This window comes from Shewanella sp. MF05913 (assembly GCF_059758095.1).
In genome coordinates this window covers 174796-195248 of the sequence record NZ_JCAYNT010000006.1, presented here as the reverse complement: position 1 = coordinate 195248, position 20453 = coordinate 174796, and the positions used below count along the sequence as shown (strand labels likewise).

Below are 20453 nucleotides of genomic sequence, written 5' to 3'. Positions count from 1 at the left end.
ACGTTTTAATGTTACACACTATACGGCAAGCTAGGTAAATCAATGAGAGTAATGAAAAAATATAAACTGACATTATTAGGCTTAGCCTTTGTGCCTTGGGTGGCTACAGCCCAGCTATTACCTATTACTCAGTTACCTGACACCATTGTGGATCACCTTGATCGCAGCGTAAATCGTAATGCTGAGCGCCTACAAGAATTAAAACAACAACGCTTGATTGAGCAGCAATTGCAAAAAACACTCGCGATTAAAGCCCAGCTATTAGACCCGCTACTGCAATTACCTAGCGTGCTACCCATATTAGATACCCGTAAACAGCTAGTGTGGAATGAGGTTGAAGTTGAACTTGGGCAACGCGCGGTTGAGCGTGAATGGCTATTACTGTTATCAGAAAATCAATGGCAGCAAGTGCTCGAGGTTGTGCCAGCGCTAAGTCAGTACGTACAAACCCGTAAAAGCCTAGACAGTCTTGATTTACAACTGATTAAGCTTAAAGTACCTGATTCGTTAGACAATAAACACATGTTGCGCCAACAATTACCTGAGTTGCTCGCGCCATATTTAAGCCGTAACTTTATTTACCAGCCACAAACTCAGGCTATTGAAGTGTCAATTGCGGCCCCACAAGCCGTGATAGAAGAAGCAGCAGATAGCAACATGCCTGCAGCCATGTGCGAATTACCTATTTCGTTGGGTATGATCGATACTGCTATTAACCCCAAACACAGCGCTTGGCCGAATCTGACTGAGCGTTTTGCCTTAATTCAACAACACTTTTTACCTGCCGATATCGCCACTTCATACAGCCATGGCACCGCCGTAGCAGGTGTTTTGGCTGGTATAAACGATGGGTTGAGCCCATTATTGCCATCACTCACCTTGTACAGTGCAGGCGCTTTTTATGCGCAAAATGAATATCAGCAAGGCGCCACACTCGAGAGTATTCTGCAGGCGTTAAATTGGTTGGTCGCGCAAAATAATCGGGTGGTTAATATGAGCCTAACTGGGCCAGATAACCCAGTATTAAGCGAAGTGGTCACTCGATTAGTCGCGAAGGAGATTATTTTAGTCGCTGCAGCGGGAAACGGTGGTCCAGCGGCTGCACCTTTGTATCCCGCCGCTTATGATGGCGTGATAGCGGTAACTGCAGTGGATGATGCAAAAAAGCTATATCGTTGGGCTAATCAAGGTGAGTACATCGACTTTGCGGCCACAGGGGTTAAGGTATTGACCACTCGCGCCGATGGCAGTGTTGGGCGCGAAAGCGGTACGTCTATGGCAACACCTGTAGTGAGTGCAAAAGTAGCGTGTTTATTGGCTTTGGCGCCAGAATTAACTCTGGCGCAGGTTGTGCAGCAGTTACAACAACAAGCGCAAGATTTGGGCGTATCAGGTAAAGATAGTCAATATGGCTATGGTTTATTAACTCGCCCTTTAAAAGCTGGCCTGTAGCATCAGCCCTGCTCGGGTTTCATCGTAATCTGCTGTGCTTAAGGTGGATTGAAAATCACCATATTCGATAGAGGTCAGCACAGCCCAATGCTGACCCAAATTCACTTCCCATTTGGCATCATACTGCTGGTGTACATCATCTCGGCGGCTGCCATCATCTTGAGTTTGATAATCTCGTTGGCTCAGTTTCGCGCCAAACTGGATTTTTTGTTGTATTTGCCATAACGAAAACTGATTAGATATGCGGGCATTTAATCCCGTCGCGGTGTAACTAAACTCAGTGGCATTCGTATCTTCATCTTCATAGGTCGCACCCACTGAGATAAAGCGCTGTCCTTGGTTAAAAAACCAAAATGAGTCCAGCGTTGCCGTATAGCTTTTTGCATCTCGTGCTTCAATTTGATCAAACTGCTTGTCTGCATGCATTATGCTTGGGCGTAAAAACCAGCTGTCAGATAAGCTGTGCATGGTGTAGATGCTGAATTGAATTAAGCTTAAAAAGTCGCTGCCATCTAAATCAGCCTGGGCATGATACACATTAGCACCTATGGTGGTTGTGGTTAATGCATAGCTCACATCTGCAAAGGCTAACTGCAGGCGTGAATCATAATCGCTGGCCGTTTGATAGCTTTTATCATTGATACTGTAACCACTGTCTATGCGTAAGTTGTCACTCACTTGCCAACCTAAGTCGAGTTGAGCATCAAACACGACCGCAGTGTCTGACTCGCCACTCGCCTGCTCAAGCTCACTAATGTTAACGTTAGACTGATATTCCATTCCCGCTTTGGCTTTACCACTAAATGACCAGGCATCGGCATGTTCGTTTGCTGATACGTTTACCCATAATAATGGGCTTGCACTGGTTAGTACGATAGCCGTTGAAAGCGCAGTGTTACGATTGAATAAGGCCATAATGTGAGATCCTAAAGTCAACAGGGAAGATAAGCCGGCAATATTGCCGGCATAAACGAGGTAGGATTAAGCGCTTATAAACCGCTGGTTAATCGAATTGTATTTTGGATTGTATTATTCACTTCAGCACTTACGGTTTGACTCACGGCTTGGGTCACTTGTTCACGTGCATTTTGTTGAACTAACTCACTCGCACTTGCCTGTAATTGCTGCTGAACAGCGGTTAAGGCACTGGCATTGACGGCGGCAGAGGTGGCTTGTGACACTGCTGCAGTCGTTGATGCTGACACGGCGTTGCTGGTGGTCTCAAGCGTATTGGCTGTCATGCTGTTTTGCAGCTGTGCAGCACTGTTAGCGGCTGCTGTAGTTGTTAACTCTGTGGCGCCATTAACTGCGTTATCTAGCGCAAGCTCAGTTGAGTTAGCCGTCGTTAGCGCACTGTTTACTGAGCTGGCGCTCAATTCAGCCGATGTATCAGCAGTTGTGGCAATCGCGCTAGACGCAGATGCTAACGTTTGTGTCGCTGCCATTTCTGCTGTAGCCGAAGTTTGACCGCTAAGCTCAGTAGCAAGTGTCACCGCGCCGTTAGTTAAGCCGCTAAGTTGTGAACTGGCAATTTGAGATACCGAATCGACATTAGCTATTGTGGTATCAACGGTTGAGTTGATTGATGAATTGACTGCCATTAGCGTTTCCGTCGGTATGGAGAGTGTTAATTCGCCGTTAGCTGATGTTGATGATTCAGCCGTCATTGAGTCAGCGTCATTGGTTTCGCTCGTTTCTGCTGTGTCAGTGTCATTAGCCGCGGTTTGCTCTGCGCCCATATCTGTGGTGCTTTCACTGGGGGTATCTGAGGTTGCGGTATCATTAGATGCTGCAGCTTGATTACTATTTTGAAGATTAGCGCTAGCACTTAATTGTGTTAATTGACCTTGGCTAAATTGCACATCAGCTTGTGCAGACGTTGAGGTTGAAACTGACATTTCAGCACTCATGGCCATTGTTGAAAAACAGGCTAGTGCGATTAAAGTAGGTTTGAATAATGTGTTCATTGTAGTTCCCTCGTTGTTGTCGTGATTGACACAGTGATAACGAGACAACGACAGATTCTATTCCATTTATTTCTAAAAAAATTGAAAATAAATGAAATCAATCACAAAATTTAACCTTAAGCTATTGTAAGTTAATTGATTATTTAAAATTTGATTCTGTAGATAATTAAAAACAAAACGGGCTTATCATTGCTGATAAGCCCGTTTCATTACAATCACTTAGACGTTAAGTCTTAGTTCATGCCGTATTTCTTTAATTTCTTACGTAAAGTACCACGGTTGATACCTAACATATTAGCAGCGCGCGTTTGGTTGCCACGAGTGTGTTGCATAATGATGTCTAGTAAAGGAGCTTCAACTTCGCTCAATACCATTTCATATACTTCAGAAGCTTCCTGACCGTCTAACTGAGAGAAGAAGTTAGTTACGGCACGTTTAACTGCGTCACGTAATAACTGCGGCTTGATAGTGCCGTTTGCTGTTTCGATTTTGCCTACGGTAAGCTGGTGAACTTCTGTGTTAGTTGTCTGATCAAACATTCTATTCTGCTCTTTATTAAATTCTAAACTAATTCATCAAAATAACATTCCACTAAGGAATGTTGCTGGGCAGCGGTTTCAAGCCGATTGAAGTCAGCACGAAATTGGCGCTGTTCCTCATGGTTTAGGTACCACCCGACGTGCTTTCTAGCAAATCGGACACCTTTGTATTCGCCATATAAGTCATAAAGTTTGTTAAGGTGTTCAAGCATCACTGCGCGTTGCTCGTCCGCCTTAATTGGCGCTAACTTTTTACCTGTTTCCAGATAATGTAGGATTTCTTTAAAAATCCAGGGCCTTCCTTGTGCACCTCTTCCTATCATCAGGGCATCGGCGCCGGTGTAGTCAAGCACAAACTTGGCTTTTTCCGGAGTGTCGATGTCCCCATTGGCGACAACAGGAATTGAGACATTCTGTTTGATTGCTTTAATCGTGTCGTACTCGGCAAAACCTTTGTACATGCATTGTCTTGTGCGGCCGTGAACAGCTAACGAAACAATGCCACTTTGTTCGGCAATCTTGGCTATTTCAACACCATTACGATGTTCAGGTTCCCAACCTGTTCGAATCTTTAACGTTACTGGCACATCAACAGCTGATACCACGGCTTGTAAAATCTCTTTTACTAAATCGGGGCTTTGCATGAGTGCTGAGCCAGCAAACTTTTTATTCACTTTCTTGGCGGGGCAGCCCATATTGATGTCAATGATGTGCGCGCCTTGTTCAACGTTGAACCGTGCGGCATTGGCCATTAACTCAGGATCTGCACCTGCTATTTGTACGGAGCGAACACCTTCTTCACCAGAATGCATCATGCGCTGGCGGCTTTTATCGCTGTCCCAAACTTCAGGATTTGATGAAAGCATTTCTGATACTGCTAAGGCAGCGCCATAGCGTAAACAGAGATTTCGAAAGGCCTGATCGGTGACACCTGCCATTGGTGCCACAATCAGCTGATTAGACAGTTGATACGGGCCAATTTGCATTGCGAACTTCACCTTGCTCTTCAAAGGGGCGCTATAGTAGCCCTTTTTGACGGTCATGAAAAGGTCAATAAATGACCTGAATGCAACTTTTTTGCTTGACTTTTATTGGCTGTCACATCTTTGACTAATAATTGGCATTTTTACATGGTGTTTGAGGGCTGGTGCGAGCTGTAGGTCAACTTTTTTATTGACGCTGGGAGTTTTGAGGGTTGTTAATAAGCTGTAAAAAAATATTCAGTGGGTTATTTTGGTGATAAAACAACCCACTGTTAGCTTAATGTTGAGGCGAGTTCGGTATTATTTACGTATACCGCTGAGTCGACTCCAGTCTTCTTTATGGCAAGCTGGATCCATATCAAACCATTGGCTGTAAAAGTCTGATACATCTTGCGCTTGTTCTTGTAATAAACCCGATAAAGCCAGTTTACCACCGGTTTTGACTTTTTCGGCTATCAGCGGTGCGAGCTCTTTTAATGGACCCGCTAAAATGTTGGCGACCAGTACATCGGCTTGTAAGTTAGCGGGTTGGTCTTCTGGTAAATATAACGCTAATTGATCGACAACGTCATTTCGTTCAGCATTTGCGGTTGAGGCATCAATGGCTTGGTAGTCAATATCAACACCGGTCACTTTTTTAGCACCCAGTTTGATGGCCGCAATAGCTAAAATACCTGAACCACAACCAAAATCGATCACTTCTTTGTTGGTTAAGTCGAGACTGTCTAACCACTCTAAACATAACGCAGTAGTTGGGTGGGTACCCGTACCAAAGGCAAGACCGGGATCAAGAATAACGTTAACGGCTGTTGGATCTGGTATTTCACGCCAGCTTGGACATATCCACAAGCGTTGGCCAAATTTAATAGGGTGGAAGCTGTCCATCCATTCACGTACCCAGTCTTTCTCTTCAACTTGCTCAATTTTATGGGTAAATCCTTTACCTAAAAATGGCATCGTTTCTAAAAATTCGATAGTCGGTGCTAAATCTGTTTCTGCATCAAACAAAGCGATTAAGATGGTGTCCTGCCATAACGGAGTCTCACCCAATTTAGGCTCAAAAATAGGCTCGTCTTGGCCATCTTCATAAGTAATGGAAACTGAACCGTGATCCATTAATAAGTCACCAAGCATGTCTGCGTGGTCGCGATGGGTGTGAATGCGCAATTGGATCCAAGCCATGGAATGTTCCTAATCGATAAAATTAATACAAGTATTGTTGGGCGCCATTATACCCAAACCGCCTACATTTGTGCGTTTTCGTCGACACTTTATCGTGCTTATTTGTAAAACTTGCCCTGTGGGAGTTTTACCGTGTTCCCTGATTTTTAAATCAAGGGCGTTGTTACGCTAATTTATAAGGTGTCTACATTACCGCGCCTAGTATTAAAAACACGCTGAAGCTTTGAAACATGCATCTTCAAGTTGATTGGGTATATGTGATCGGCTTCTAACAAACCAGTAAATATAGGTGAGCGCAGTCACGGATTGTTTTGTGCTCAGTGCAGTTGTTGCCGAACTCTTGCTATGGTCAATGTCTCTCATTGTGTCAGCACAGGATGTAATAATTTATGGCCGCGAACCCTTTGCCAGCAAAAGCTGTCTTGAGTAGCACTAATGTAAAAGGATTTAGTCATCCTATTTGGGCTGCTAGGGCAGATAGATTACAAAGTGCGACTGGCGTATTGCTAGGACTTTTTATAATTATGCATCTGCACTTTGAGTCGAGTATTTTATTCGGCAAGGAGGCATTTTATCAGGTTGCACAGTTTCTTGAAGGCGGTGTTTTCAGCGAAACCGGCCATGGATTTCCTATCCTGACACAAATATTTTCCGCATTTATGCTGCTGATTGTGATTGTTCATGCAGTATTTGCTTTACGGCGCTTTCCTACACAAATTGGCCAGTGGCGAGCCCTGCGCCAACAGATGCAGTTTCTACCTCATGAAGATACTAAGATTTGGTTTTGGCAAATGGTCAGTGGTTTTTTACTGTTTTTTTTAGTGCCAGTTCACCTTTTTGCAATGATGACGAATCCTGAAATTGGCCCACACTTATCGGCTGAACGCGTCGTGCATCAAAATGTGTGGATGTTATATGTACTGCTATTACCTGCTGTTACCGTACATGCCATTTTTGGTTTATATCGCGTATCGATTAAATGGGGATTAACAACCCAACGCTTTGCGTTATTAAAGTTAGCGAAAGTGCTTTTGGCGTATTTAATGGTGCTGGGCGTAGCAAGTTTAGTGGCATATATCATTATTGGTCGCTCATTGAGCTTACCTGTGGTGCCTTTTGTACCTGGTTTGTAATAAGGATATGTTGTGAAAATTATATATACCGATTCCTTAGTCGTTGGGGCAGGACTTGCAGGACTTAGGGTTGCTATAGCATCTAAAGAACGCGGTCTCGACACTATTGTATTATCACTTATTCCGGCTAAACGCTCTCACTCAGTGGCGGCTCAAGGTGGTATGCAAGCCAGTTTAGCCAATACCGTTAGCGGTATGGGCGACAATGAAGATGTGCATTTTCAAGACACCGTAAAAGGCTCTGACTGGGGCTGCGACCAGCAGGTGGCAAGAATGTTTACGCATTGTGCGCCTAAAGCCGTACGCGAGTTAGCGCATTGGGGCGTGCCATGGAGCCGTGTCACCGAAGGTGATCGTGAGGTCATTGTTAACGCAAAAAAAGTCACCTTAACCGAGGCAAAAGAGGCTCACGGGTTAATTAATGCCCGTGATTTTGGCGGTACTCAAAAGTGGCGAACGTGCTACACAGCCGATGGCACAGGGCATTCATTATTATATGCCGTCGATAATCGCGCTATTTCTATGGGCATTCCGGTCCATGAACGTATGGAAGCCTTGAAAATTATCCATGATGGTAAGCGTTGTCATGGTGTGATTGCTCGCTGTTTAATTACCGGTGAAATACGTGCATATGTGGCTAAGTCGACAACCATAGCGACAGGGGGATATGGTCGCATTTATGAAGTGTCGACCAATGCCATTATTTGCGAAGGGATTGGCCAAGCATTGGCGCTGGAAACGGGCGTGGCCACATTAGGCAATATGGAAGCGGTACAGTTTCACCCAACAGCTATTGTCCCAGTAGGGATTTTAACCACAGAAGGATGTCGAGGTGATGGGGGAGTATTGCGTGATAAAGACGGTCACCGCTTTATGCCTGACTACGAGCCCGATAAAAAAGAGTTGGCATCACGCGACGTAGTCTCACGACGTATGACTGAACATATGCGTAAAGGCAAAGGCGTGAATAGTCCTTACGGTCCGCATTTATGGCTCGATATTACTTTGTTAGGGCAAAAGCACATTGATACCAATTTGCGTGAAGTCAAAGAGATTTGTCAGCACTTTTTAGGCATTGACCCGGTAACAGAGTGGATCCCTGTGAGGCCCACACAGCATTACTCTATGGGCGGCATTCGCACTAAGCATAATGGCGAAAGCCCGCAGTTAGCAGGACTCTTTAGTGTCGGTGAAGCCGCGTGTTGGGATATGCACGGCTTTAATCGCTTAGGCGGTAATTCTTTAGCCGAGGCCGTGGTTGGCGGGATGATCATTGGTCAATATGTTGCTGACTTTTGTGAACAAACTACTTTGAGTATTGATACTCAATTAATTGAAGGTTTTGGCCAACAAATTGAGGCAGAAATAAACCAATTAATCGACGGCAATGGCACTGAAAAAGCCATTACTTTGAAGCAACAAATGCAAAAGATAATGATGGATTATGTGGGGATCTTCCGCAATGGCACTCAACTGGAGCAAGCGGTAAAAGAGCTTAGCGAATTATTGCTGCGCTCACGAAACATTGGCTTAACGTGTAAGAAACGTCATGCAAACCCCGAACTAGTTGATGCATTAAGAGTAAAGAGAATGCTCAAAGTGGCCTTAACTGTGGCGAGTGGTGCTAATGCCCGTACAGAAAGCCGTGGCGCGCATTCACGCGAAGATTTTCCTGAGCGAAATGATAAAGACTGGCTTAATAGAACCTTGAGTTCTTGGCCAGATGATGCAGCATTAAAGCCGACACTCACTTATGAAGCAATCGATGTCATGAGCATGGAGTTACCACCAGGCTACCGAGGCTACGGTACCAATAATGCCATTGCTCACCCAGATACCCAAAAGCGCCAACAACAAATTGAACAAATACTGGCAGGGCTTACTGAGCCACACGATCGCCATGCAAAACAAGCTGCGTTGATGTCATATGAACTTCCCGAGCAATTTATGCCTGCTAATCAAAGGCTGTTTGATAACGTTGATGTTAAAGGAGAACAAGCCAAATGAGCCAAGCCCGTGAATTGACGTTTTCGATTTTTCGTTACGATCCGCAAGACCCTAACGATAAACCGCAAATGGTCCGTTATGTCATTACCGAAACCCCTGGCATGACAGTCTTTATTGCATTAAATCAATTACGCGATAAGCAAGACCCATCGCTGCAATTTGATTTTGTTTGTCGTGCGGGTATTTGTGGTAGTTGCGCCATGGTCATTAATGGTAAGCCAACGTTGGCTTGTCGCACGCTGACAGCCAATTTCCCTACTGCAGAAATTCGGTTAATGCCATTACCTGGGTTTGAGCTAATTGGCGACTTATCGGTTAATACCGGTAAGTTTATGCGTGAATTAGCAGAACGTTTACAGTTATGGTTACAGCCAAGCGATACCGACATGGACATTCATCGCATTGAAGCGCCTATGGCGCCAGAAGAAGCCGCGAAGCTTTATGAGCTTGAGCGCTGCGTTGAATGCGGTGTGTGTGTGTCGGCGTGTGCAACTAAGCAAATGCGTGATACGTTTGTGGGTGCTGTAGGGTTGATGAAAATAGCCCGTTTTGAGTTAGACAGCCGTGACAGTCGCAGTAGTGAAGATTTTTATCATGTGATTGGTAATCAAGACGGCGTGTTTGGTTGTATGACGTTACTGGGCTGCCAAGATGCTTGCCCTAAAGATTTACCTCATATGCAGCAAATTGCTTACCTTCGCCGAAAAATGACCATCAGCGTGACTAATTTAGAATAGAATTAATGGATATTAATCCAGGCTAATATTTTTTATGACCAATAAAATAGCCGTTTACTGAGTTTGTAAATTCAGTAAGCGGCTATTTTCATTTTAGGGCGTTATACAGTATTGTTGGCTTGTAGATTCTAATCTGCAATGATTCGCGACATATAGCGATAAAAAAGGAGTTTAACAATGCAAGCTCAGTTTACTGTTCAAATCGGTTCATTTCATAAAATTAGCAAAATCCCTAACGCCTGGTCAAATGATGATTATTTACATCTTATGGCATTAATGGGCCTTGATGATGGCTTAGAAGGCATGGATTCTGCTGAGTTGCGAGAAATGTGCATGATGTCGCTTAATGACTTGGGCGACGTCGAAGCCGCGAAGATTGTGTTGAGTCATTTGTTTATTGACGACGTTACCGAAGGCAAAATAGACCAACTTGCAAATGACATGGTTGGCGACAGAATGTGGGAAGAGTATTCTGATTGTCTGTTCCATGAACGCTTTTTCAGTGCTTACGCCTTATTGCGTGAAGCCTTTAATGGTGTGTTTGCCCAGCCTACAGGGGTTGAGTTTAGCGTTAACATTACCGCTAAAGATGCCGATGATTTAACCCTGTTCGATGAATCGTTGCATGCCGCAATGGTGCGACTATTATCTGCAGGCTTAAGTCCTGATGCCTTAATGCACCGTTTGTACGAAGATCAAATTAAAGGCACCCATTTTCCTGAGTCAGAAGGGATTTTATGGCAACTTGAGCTTGTAGCAAGTGAAGGTTTATCGCGCCAATATAAAATGGTCAGCTCGGCATTTTGGTTTGAGCAATTTGCCAATGTTGAACAGTTTGATGCTAATAGCCATGCCGACACTGTTGATGAAGATGAATAGATTCAATATTAGCGTTCGCTGAATAATAAATTATTGCTTTTAGCTAACGGTGTTTTATACCATTGCACGTTAATAAATGATCTGAGTAGCCACTTATTAATGCGCATTGGTATTACCATAAAAAGCACAAAAAAATGCCGCTAATTTAGCGGCATTTTTTTACGATTGTTTTGCGTACAAGTTAATATTACTTGGCGCGCTTCATCGCAGTAAAGAATTCTTCATTGGTTTTGGTCATAGCCAATTTATCAATTAAGAATTCCATTGCAGAAACTTCATCCATTGGATGGAGGATTTTACGTAAAATCCACATTTTCTGAAGTTCTTCAGTTGTTGTCAGCTTCTCTTCACGACGAGTTCCAGAGCGGTTAAAATCAATCGCTGGGAATACACGCTTTTCAGCAGCTTTACGAGAAAGGTGTAACTCTTGGTTACCAGTACCTTTAAATTCTTCGTAAATCACTTCATCCATTTTCGAGCCAGTATCAACTAACGCGGTAGCGATAATGGTTAAGCTGCCACCGTGTTCAATGTTACGTGCAGCACCAAAGAAACGCTTCGGACGGTGCAGGGCGTTAGCATCAACACCACCGGTTAATACTTTACCCGACGATGGGATTACGGTGTTGTATGCACGTGCCAAACGAGTGATAGAGTCTAGCAAAATCACTACGTCTTTTTTGTGCTCAACTAAGCGTTTAGCTTTTTCGATAACCATCTCAGCAACTTGAACGTGACGGCTTGCTGGTTCATCAAAGGTAGAAGCAATAACTTCACCTTTAACCATGCGCTGCATTTCGGTTACTTCTTCAGGACGCTCATCGATAAGCAATACCATCAACACCACATCTGGGTTGTTGTAAGTAATACTTTGGGCAATGCTTTGCAGTAATAATGTTTTACCCGCTTTAGGCGGAGCAACAATCAAACCACGCTGACCTTTACCGATAGGAGAACACAGATCAAGTATACGAGAGGTGATGTCTTCTGTTGAACCGTTACCGCGTTCCATGCGAAGACGTTCTTCGGCATGTAATGGCGTTAAGTTTTCAAACAGGATTTTATTTCGAGAGCTTTCTGGCTTATCAAAGTTAACTTCACTGACTTTTAACAGTGCAAAGTATCTTTCGCCTTCTTTAGGCGGTCTGATTTTACCAAAAATACTGTCACCAGTACGCATGTTAAAGCGACGAATTTGACTTGGAGAAACATAAATATCGTCAGGACCCGCAAGGTATGAGCCATCTGAACTTCTTAAAAATCCAAATCCGTCTTGGAGGATTTCTAATACACCGCCACCGAAGATGTCTTCTCCGCTTTTAGCGTGAGCTTTCAAAATTGAGAAGATGATATCTTGCTTACGAGTACGAGCCATGTTTTCCAGCTTCATGCTTTCAGCAAGCGAAACTAGATCCGAAATGGGCGTGTCTTTTAATTCTGTTAAATTCATGTATGGGAGTCTTGTATTGCGCGACGAAGCTTACCGCAATCAATCAGTAAGGTTGAAAAGAAAATTTATGATTGATAAACGAGAAGAAGTTAATTGAAAAAAATCTGATGAATAAATTAGCACTTTATAGATGGGGCGTCCAGAAATTTAGGTCTAATTTGATCTAAAAACGGCACAAATTGTTTAAAAGTTGTGCCGTTTAACATTTTTAGCTTACTTGATGCTTAGATCTGAGCGTCAATAAACTCTTTTAATTGTGTCTTAGAAAGCGCGCCAACCTTAGTTGCTACTAATTCGCCGCCTTTAAACATAAGCAATGTAGGAATACCACGTACGCCGTACTTCGCTGGTGAAACGTTATTTTGGTCAACGTTTAATTTAGCCACAACCAACTTGCCAGCATACTCTTCAGCAACGTCGTTTAAGATTGGGGCAATCATTTTACAAGGACCACACCACTCAGCCCAGAAGTCTACTAAAATCGGTGTTTCAGACTTTAGTACGTCGTTTTCAAAGCTGTCATCGCTTAGGTATACAATTTTATCGCTCATGTTGTTCTCCAGATTTGGTTCCATTGCTAGTTTATTAATGGCTTACCATGTATATTGGGTCTGTTAAATAGCTTTTCAAGAGACCGTTTTAATAATGTAGCTATTTCAAACGATCGAATCTTTTTTTGCAACCCCTACAGGTATGCTTGTGCTATGAGCCAAACACATTTATCGACCCAAAAATTCGCCGACTTCCTTTTAAAGCCCGAAGTACTCGCGGCATTAAATGAAAACGGGTTTGAGTTTTGCACGCCAATTCAGGCGTTATCTTTACCGATTTTACTGAAAGCAAAAGACATCGCCGGACAAGCCCAAACCGGTACCGGTAAAACCATGGCGTTTTTAGTTGCCACGTTTAACCATTTGCTTACCGTTGCAGCGCCAGAGGGCCGCAAAGCAACCGAACCACGCGCTATTATCATGGCGCCAACCCGTGAGTTGGCAATACAAATCGCCAAAGATGCTAATTTACTTGCTAAACATACAGGCCTTAAAGTCGGTATTGTTTACGGTGGTGAAAGCTACGAAACACAGCGAGAAGTACTAGACAAAGGTGTTGATATTTTAATCGGCACCACCGGGCGTATTATTGATTATGTTCGTCAAGGTGTGATCAGTTTAAATCACATTCAAGCGGTTGTGCTTGATGAAGCTGACCGCATGTTCGACTTAGGCTTTATTAAAGACATTCGCTTTTTATTCCGCAGAATGCCTGATGCTCAGTCACGATTAAATATGTTGTTTTCTGCCACTTTGTCAATGAAAGTGCAGGAATTAGCTTATGATCACATGAACGATCCGGAAAAAGTTGAAATCGAACCGTTAGAAAAAACCTCTAAGAATATTAAAGAGGAAATTTTCTACCCGTCGATGGAAGACAAAATGCGCTTACTGTTAAGCCTAATTGAAGAGGACTGGCCAGACAAAGCTATCGTGTTTTCGAACACGAAACACAGCTGTGAAAAGCTATGGTCTTATTTAGAAGGTGATGGTCATCGTGTCGGTTTGTTAACTGGCGATGTACCGCAAAAGAAACGAATTCGTATTCTTGAGCAATTTACTACTGGTGATTTAGATATTTTAGTCGCAACAGATGTTGCTGCTCGCGGATTACATATCTCTGATGTGTCACACGTGTATAACTATGATTTACCTGATGATTGTGAAGATTATGTGCATCGTATTGGCCGTACTGGCCGCGCGGGTAAAACTGGTGTATCAATCAGTTTTGCGTGTGAAGAATACGCGCTAAACTTACCCGCTATTGAAACTTATATAAACCATTCAATTCCGGTGTCAAACTACGATCAAGATGGATTACTGGATGATATTCCTGCGCCAGTGCGTATCCATCGCAAACATCCTACATCACGTACCCGTGATGGTGGTGCAAGCAAAGGCGCACATCGTAGCGGTGGCGCTAGCCGTCCGCCACGTCCTAGGACTCGCAGACCATAGTCAATGCCATTGTCAAACGTATCTCAACCTTATGCGGCGATAACATTAGGCTCGAACAGTTTTAATATGTTGGTGGCTAATACAGTAGGTAATAAACCTACTGTTATCGCTAAATATAAACGTAAAGTCCGCCTTGCAGAAGGCATAGGCGACGATGGCATATTGTCTGAAGACGTTATTTTGCGTGGTTTAGATTGTTTGTCTATGTTTGCCTCAATGCTTAAACAGCACCATATTGCGACTGAAAATGTTGCGGTATTTGCAACTGCAACATTGCGGGTGATCAGTAACGCCGATGAGTTTCATCGACGCGCATTGCCGATTTTACAGCATGAAATTGAAGTGATTTCGGGCTTGCGAGAAGCTGAATTGATCTATCAAGGCATGGTCGCTACGACACAAGGTGACGGTCGTCGCTTAGTGATTGATATTGGCGGAGCTAGCACAGAGTTTATTATTGGTGATGGCTGTAACGTTCTGTTTAAAACCAGTGTGCCCATGGGGTGTGTGTTATTTAATCAACGTTTTTTTACTCAGTATCCTTTACAACATATCGATTTTACTCAAGCGATTGAATATGTCGGCACGATGTTAGCCGAATATCGAGAACAACTATTAACCCTTGGTTGGCAGAATGTTCTTGGTGCATCTGGTGCGGTGCAATCTGTGGTGTCGGTGTTACAACATCGACAATGCGCTGAAATTATCACTGTCGATATTTTAAACGGCTTTCGTGATGATATTTTGTCACAACAGGATGCAAGCTTGAGTGGTATTACGGGATTAACTGCAGAGCAGGCACCGACTTTTGCGGCTGGTGTAGCGATTCTTATCGCTTTATTTGAATGCTTATCGATTGAAAGCTTATACCTTGCTGGCGGCGCGTTACGTGAGGGTGTATTACAACTTTTGGCCGATCGCATTGCCAATGCTTAGTAAATAAGCTTTTGTATATACCGCATAAAAATAGGTCGCCTAGGCGACCTATTTTTTTATTTAAATGTTTACATCATTAAGATCATCATTAAGATCATCATTAAACAAATTGCATTGAGATTATTTTAGGATCTCGACAAGATCAGCCTCTAAAGTGGCTTTTGGACGCTCAACAATACGGCCTAATTCATTGCCTTGTTGCTTAACAATAAAGGTTGGGATACGGCTAAATGCATACTTAGCGGCTAATCCTTCAGGGTCTTGTTTAGCCCGGTCAACGCCAATGTACTCCACTTGAATATTAGGATTACCAGCGGCTTCAAGTACTCGCATAAAATGCGGCGTTTCACGGTGGCAGTCAGGGCACCAAGTGCCGATAATCACCACAATTTGGGTGGGTACATCAATCGCGCTAAGTACAGCAACAGCTTGCGCATCAACTTGATAATTAGCAAAGCCATCAGCGTAGCCTGGTAATGTGCTGGTGAGCGTTTGTGGTTCAATTACGCCGGTTAAAATCACTTCTTGTTTCTCCTCGCTGCATGTCGCAATAAAGCCTTGCTGCTCTTCTTCAAATCCGCATCCAGAATTAGCCGATACGGTCATTGGTAACATTTGAACACTGAAAAAGAGTGCGGTAGTGGCCAATAATGTTTTAACGTTATTGTGCATGATAATGCCTCGCTTAAGAAGGGAATACTAAGAAATATGCTTGTGTGTATTCAATCATGCTAATAAGGATCTGTTAAGGCTAAGATGATTTTGATGCTAAGTAGATCACTAAAAAATAAAGCCAATCATAAGGTGATTGGCTTTATTTTTAATAATGGCAACTAAATTGAACAATTGATACTAATTGTGTTCTTTTAGCCATTGCGCTGCACGTTTAGCAAAGTAAGTTAAAATACCGTCGGCACCAGCACGTTTAAAGCAAAGTAGTGACTCCATTACAATGGCTTTTTCTGCTAACCAACCGTTTTGGATTGCTGCCATGTGCATGGCATATTCACCACTGACTTGATAAGCAAATGTTGGCACAGCAAGTTCTGTTTTGACACGGCGTACAATGTCTAAATAAGGCATGCCGGGCTTTACCATTACCATGTCAGCCCCTTCTTGGATATCTAGAGCGACTTCATGCAATGCTTCATCACTATTGGCAGGGTCCATTTGATAGCTATGTTTATTGCCACCTTTTAAGTTGCCTGCTGAGCCGACTGCATCACGGAAAGGTCCGTAGTAGCTTGAAGAGTATTTAGCTGAATAAGCCATTATTTGGGTGTTCACAAACCCCTTTTCTTCTAATGCTTGGCGGATAGCACCAATACGGCCGTCCATCATATCTGATGGTGCAACAATGTCGGCGCCAGCTTCTGCGTGAGATAAGGCTTGCTTAACTAATATTTCAGTCGTGATGTCGTTAAGGATATAACCGGTATCATCGATAATGCCATCTTGGCCATGGGTGGTGAATGGGTCTAACGCGACGTCAGTCATAATCCCTAGCTGTGGGAAAGCTTGTTTTAGTTCGCGAACGGCACGTTGAACTAAGCCATCTGGATTGTATGACTCTTCGGCTAATAAGCTTTTCTTGTCGACTGGCGTTACGGGAAATAAAGCAATGAGTGGAATCCCTAACTCAACTAATTCAGCGGCTTCTTTTAATAATAAATCAATCGAGTAGCGCTCAACACCTGGCATAGAGGCGACTTTTTCTGAGCGCTGAAACCCTTCTAGTACAAACATCGGGTATATCAGATCATTGACCGTTAGTGTGTTTTCAGACATCAAACGACGACTAAAGTCATGTTTACGCATGCGGCGCATTCTGCGCTGTGGGAAGGCACTAGTAATAATATTCAATTTCGACTCCTGGGTTAAATCTGGTCTGCTTTGAGTGCGTAATAGCACACTTTATTTCTGCCACTGCGTTTAGCTTGATACAGTGCTTTATCTGCTTGTTCAAGTAATAACAATGGATGCTCATCACTGTCGATTATGTCGGCACTAACACCAATACTGACGGTTAATGGGATATGTTGACCGTTATGAGTAATGTCTTGTTCACTGATTGCTTGGCGAATTTGCTCGGCAACTAATAGTGCTCCTTCGCTATCAGTGCTAGGTAGAATGATAGCAAACTCTTCACCGCCAAAACGTGATACGAGATCGGTTGGCCGTTTTAAAAATTCAGTCAGTGTGTGGGCTATCATTTTGATTGAGTAGTCACCAGTAAGGTGACCATATTGATCGTTAATATTTTTAAATTTATCGATATCAATCATTAATAATGCCATCGGGGTTTGTTGTCTACGGCTAATACGGCCTTCTGCGATTAAGCGGCGATCAAATGCACTACGATTTTTTACACCGGTGAGACTGTCGATGGTGTTTTGCTCAGTCAGTTTTTGATTCACTTCATGCAGTTCACGCAAGGTAACCTCTAATTCTAGAGTGCGTTCTTGAACCATCTGTTCAAGTTTTTCACTGTTCTCCGCTTCCGCCTGCAATGCTTCTTCACGGACTTCTCGGATCCGTTGTGCTTGTTCGAGTGTTTGTTGCTGAATTTTAAACTTAGCTTTGCGTTCATCGCTGTAACGTAATGCGAGTACCGCTGCCATAGTGAAGACCTCAAACATCAGGCCTATCATGGTGGGTATTTGCGGCGCGATATCCAGTTTGATCATACCAACATATAACAGTCCAGTAAGAATGCAGCCTATTAATAAAGCCAGACGGCCTAAAGCATATAAAGTGGCATTACGTTGGCCTACAAAAGCTTGAATGAGCGAGAATGTGACGAGAATGGTACTCACGGTTAATACAACAAACACCATAATATAAAGTGCCGAGCTGTAATTAATAAAGGGCATTATTACCGCTAAAGAAAACGAGATAACAGCCATGACCCGGCAAATCCGCAGCATCTTTAAGTTGTGATATTTGAGCTGTAATGCTTTTTCAGTAAACATTAATGAGAATCCCAACGTTAGCGGGATAATCATGGTGAATATGTACTGCTGCATAATGGGCCATTGCGGCCATAAATAGCGAAATGACACGCCGTATATACTTGCTGTGAGTATGGTGAGTCCAACAACATAACCACAGTAGTAGCTATAATTGTATGATTTAGAGGCTATTGCAATAAACAAACTAAATAAGCTAATGGCGATTAACAAGCCTATTTGCAGGCCAATATATAAATTTTTGGTTTCTGTTAATTGAGTTAAGTCGTTCGAAGACCATAGAACAAGCGGCAAGTTAATGCTGCCAAGGCTGTCAATTTTGATATAAAACTTGTGAGTATCACCGGGCTGTAATTCAATAGGATATAAAAAAATATTACTCAAAAGGGGGCGCTGTTTAAACGGTAATGAGTCACCCATTTGTTGTGCACTAACAAGCTCACCATTAATAAAGTGGTATATGACCACGCTGTCAAGGAGTGGGTTGTCTAGAGCAATAATTCGTGAGAGATAATCGTCTGGGTTGTATATGCTGAATGTGGCCCAATAATTTTCTACGCCAATACGCTGCGGCTGATCCTCTTCAAATTTCTTCCATGTACTTTCAGGTTGCTCTAACAGCTTAGTCAATTGACTGATATTTTTGCTTTTATTGATGTAAATCCAATCTTGTAAATCAATTTTAGTAATAGAATCTGAGGTCAGCCGGAGTGGAACAGTTTGTAAGGTATTGGCCCAACTGAGTTGGCTTACAAGGAGCAAGCAGAGCCCTAAAAACAGACTGAAACAGTATGTTAGTTTTGATGATAAACCCGCAAAGTTAAGGATGTTCATCAGTCCTCAATCCTGTGCTGAGTAATAGGTAACCCAAAAAAATCACAGCTGTTTTGAAAGCAATATTGCGCCAGTTCAGTTTCAGGTTGCTGGCGGAGTTGTGCCATAACTTGAACAATATAGGGTAAATATTGCGGTAAGTTTTTGCTAGATTTTGGCTTAGGGCGCATGCTGCGAGGTAATAAATATGGACTATCAGTTTCAGCCATAATGCGGTTATTAGGGATAAGCGGCACTAACTGTGCGAGCTCTTGTCCACGGCGCTCATCACATATCCACCCCGTTATACCAATGTATAAATCGGCGGCTAAACAAGCTTCTAGTTCATCTTGAGTGCCTGTAAAACAATGAAGTAAGCCTTTAGGTAAGGCGCTTCTATATTCATTTACAATGGCAATAAAGTCTTGATGAGCATCGCGGCAGTGCATTAATACCGGCATATTAAGCTCGCAGGCCAAAGCTAACTGCGCGGAAAATGCTTGTCTTTGGGCCTGTCTCGGCGAAAAGTCACGGTTATAGTCAAGGCCGCATTCACCTATGGCAACAACACTCGGCTGTAAGGCCAATTGTTTCAGTTTATCGCAGCTTTGTGCGTTCCAGCTCGATGCTTGATGAGGGTGGACACCCGCAGTGCTAAACAGTTGCAGTGGGTATTGTTGACTAACCGCGCTGGCTTCAGCGCTTTCATCTAAATCGCTACCAATAACAATTAACGGCGAAACATGGTGTTTCGCCGCATCATTAATGATCGAGTCAATGTCGTGTTTTAACCTTTCGCTGAGCAGGTTAACCGCGATGTCGATATATTGAGTCATAGGAAGTGAATAGCCTGGGCTATTTTAGTCGTTTAACTCGGGTCGTGGCATTTCGATCATCACTGCCCATTAAAAATGAGTTTAACGCACCCTTTTCAATAAATAATTTAGCACCCTTTTTAACTTTAAAGCGTTCAGCGCTTGTTTGTTTCCAAATCTGCCCGTTATCAAAGGTAATTATTAACTTGTTAAAAGGTCCTTTATTTACTTCAGAAGCAATAAAATAAAGGCGATCAACTTCATCTTCAATAACTCTTTTATGTAAACCAAAATCTTCTACTCTAAGTTCTTGTTCCACTTTGATTGTTGTAATGGGTGACGCTGGAGTTGTTTTAGTTACAACAGGTGCTTGTACTATTTCTGTTGCTTCAACCGCTGTTGGCGTTATTTGGCGTTGGGTGCTTGGTTTTACATTGGCCGCGAGTTGGTCATAACAACTTAAGCGTTCAGCATTATTGGATTTGACAGCACAAACCGACAGTTTATCGACGAGTTGAGTATTGGCTTGTGCATTAACTGACATCAATAAGATACCAGTGGCAATTAAACATAAACGCATTG

Annotated in this window: 19 protein-coding genes; 7 read left to right on the top strand and 12 right to left on the bottom strand. The window is 43.1% G+C overall.

Annotated features, from left to right (window positions below; translation table 11 throughout):
* The first annotated feature begins 51 nt into the window (after positions 1-51).
* Positions 52-1452 carry a S8 family serine peptidase gene (locus AC19MV_RS10320; RefSeq protein WP_498307422.1) on the top strand — a complete coding sequence of 467 codons (1401 nt, stop codon included), beginning with the start codon at positions 52-54 and terminating at the stop codon, positions 1450-1452.
* On the opposite strand, the gene AC19MV_RS10315 is transcribed toward AC19MV_RS10320, so the two are convergent.
* The 5 genes from AC19MV_RS10315 to prmA form a co-directional block, all read right to left on the bottom strand.
* Positions 1435-2367: a surface lipoprotein assembly modifier gene (locus tag AC19MV_RS10315; RefSeq protein ID WP_498307420.1), complete on the bottom strand. Its 933-nt coding sequence runs from the start codon at positions 2365-2367 to the stop codon at positions 1435-1437. The two genes, AC19MV_RS10320 and AC19MV_RS10315, sit on opposite strands and share 18 nt — an antisense overlap.
* Before the next feature lie 74 nt (positions 2368-2441).
* A complete protein-coding gene (locus tag AC19MV_RS10310; protein WP_498307418.1) occupies positions 2442-3419 on the bottom strand; it encodes a hypothetical protein in 978 nt (325 codons plus the stop codon).
* 233 nt (positions 3420-3652) lie between these two features.
* A complete protein-coding gene (gene fis, locus AC19MV_RS10305; protein WP_011494902.1) occupies positions 3653-3958 on the bottom strand; it encodes a DNA-binding transcriptional regulator Fis in 306 nt (101 codons plus the stop codon).
* A 23-nt stretch (positions 3959-3981) separates the two neighbouring features.
* Positions 3982-4944: a tRNA dihydrouridine synthase DusB gene (gene dusB / locus AC19MV_RS10300; RefSeq protein WP_432404719.1), complete on the bottom strand. Its 963-nt coding sequence runs from the start codon at positions 4942-4944 to the stop codon at positions 3982-3984.
* A gap of 297 nt (positions 4945-5241) precedes the next feature.
* On the bottom strand, positions 5242-6123 hold the full coding sequence (gene prmA, locus AC19MV_RS10295) for a 50S ribosomal protein L11 methyltransferase (RefSeq protein WP_432404565.1): 882 nt from the start codon (positions 6121-6123) through the stop codon (positions 5242-5244).
* 389 nt (positions 6124-6512) lie between these two features.
* Between prmA and AC19MV_RS10290 the strand changes: the two genes are divergently transcribed.
* The 4 genes from AC19MV_RS10290 (at position 6513) to AC19MV_RS10275 (ending at position 10879) form a co-directional block, all read left to right on the top strand.
* Positions 6513-7256, top strand: a complete 744-nt coding sequence (locus AC19MV_RS10290; protein WP_498307416.1) for a fumarate reductase cytochrome b subunit — start codon at positions 6513-6515, stop codon at positions 7254-7256.
* Positions 7257-7268: 12 nt separating this feature from the next.
* The gene (locus AC19MV_RS10285; protein WP_498307414.1) at positions 7269-9263 is read left to right on the top strand and encodes a fumarate reductase flavoprotein subunit; all 1995 of its coding nucleotides are present in this window, start codon (positions 7269-7271) and stop codon (positions 9261-9263) included.
* Positions 9260-10000: a fumarate reductase iron-sulfur subunit gene (locus tag AC19MV_RS10280; protein ID WP_498307412.1), complete on the top strand. Its 741-nt coding sequence runs from the start codon at positions 9260-9262 to the stop codon at positions 9998-10000. Before AC19MV_RS10285 ends, AC19MV_RS10280 begins: the two co-directional genes overlap by 4 nt.
* Before the next feature lie 177 nt (positions 10001-10177).
* Complete coding sequence (locus tag AC19MV_RS10275) at positions 10178-10879, top strand: hypothetical protein (protein ID WP_432404576.1); 702 nt, start codon at positions 10178-10180, stop codon at positions 10877-10879.
* Positions 10880-11066: 187 nt separating this feature from the next.
* Here AC19MV_RS10275 and rho read toward each other — a convergent pair whose 3' ends face one another.
* Both rho and trxA read right to left on the bottom strand, forming a co-directional pair.
* Positions 11067-12329 (bottom strand): transcription termination factor Rho, encoded by a 1263-nt coding sequence (rho, locus tag AC19MV_RS10270; RefSeq protein WP_432404579.1) that lies wholly within the window; start codon positions 12327-12329, stop codon positions 11067-11069.
* A gap of 224 nt (positions 12330-12553) precedes the next feature.
* The gene (trxA, locus tag AC19MV_RS10265; RefSeq protein WP_432404582.1) at positions 12554-12880 is read right to left on the bottom strand and encodes a thioredoxin TrxA; all 327 of its coding nucleotides are present in this window, start codon (positions 12878-12880) and stop codon (positions 12554-12556) included.
* A 153-nt stretch (positions 12881-13033) separates the two neighbouring features.
* Between trxA and rhlB the strand changes: the two genes are divergently transcribed.
* Both rhlB and AC19MV_RS10255 read left to right on the top strand, forming a co-directional pair.
* Positions 13034-14338: an ATP-dependent RNA helicase RhlB gene (gene rhlB / locus AC19MV_RS10260; protein WP_498297847.1), complete on the top strand. Its 1305-nt coding sequence runs from the start codon at positions 13034-13036 to the stop codon at positions 14336-14338.
* Between the two features lie 3 nt (positions 14339-14341).
* Positions 14342-15274, top strand: coding sequence for a Ppx/GppA phosphatase family protein (locus AC19MV_RS10255; RefSeq protein ID WP_498297849.1), 933 nt, complete (start codon positions 14342-14344; stop codon positions 15272-15274).
* Between the two features lie 120 nt (positions 15275-15394).
* On the opposite strand, the gene AC19MV_RS10250 is transcribed toward AC19MV_RS10255, so the two are convergent.
* From AC19MV_RS10250 to AC19MV_RS10230, 5 genes are all read right to left on the bottom strand, one after another.
* On the bottom strand, positions 15395-15946 hold the full coding sequence (locus AC19MV_RS10250; RefSeq protein ID WP_498307410.1) for a thioredoxin family protein: 552 nt from the start codon (positions 15944-15946) through the stop codon (positions 15395-15397).
* 180 nt (positions 15947-16126) lie between these two features.
* Entirely contained in the window at positions 16127-17137 is a 1011-nt protein-coding gene (gene hemB, locus AC19MV_RS10245) for a porphobilinogen synthase (protein WP_432404594.1), read from the bottom strand.
* Between the two features lie 14 nt (positions 17138-17151).
* Complete coding sequence (locus tag AC19MV_RS10240) at positions 17152-19077, bottom strand: sensor domain-containing diguanylate cyclase (protein WP_498307408.1); 1926 nt, start codon at positions 19075-19077, stop codon at positions 17152-17154.
* The gene (locus AC19MV_RS10235) at positions 19077-19892 is read right to left on the bottom strand and encodes a TatD family hydrolase (RefSeq protein WP_498307406.1); all 816 of its coding nucleotides are present in this window, start codon (positions 19890-19892) and stop codon (positions 19077-19079) included. Before AC19MV_RS10235 ends, AC19MV_RS10240 begins: the two co-directional genes overlap by 1 nt.
* A 19-nt stretch (positions 19893-19911) precedes the next feature.
* The gene (locus AC19MV_RS10230) at positions 19912-20451 is read right to left on the bottom strand and encodes a hypothetical protein (protein ID WP_498307404.1); all 540 of its coding nucleotides are present in this window, start codon (positions 20449-20451) and stop codon (positions 19912-19914) included.
* Positions 20452-20453: the final 2 nt, after the last annotated feature.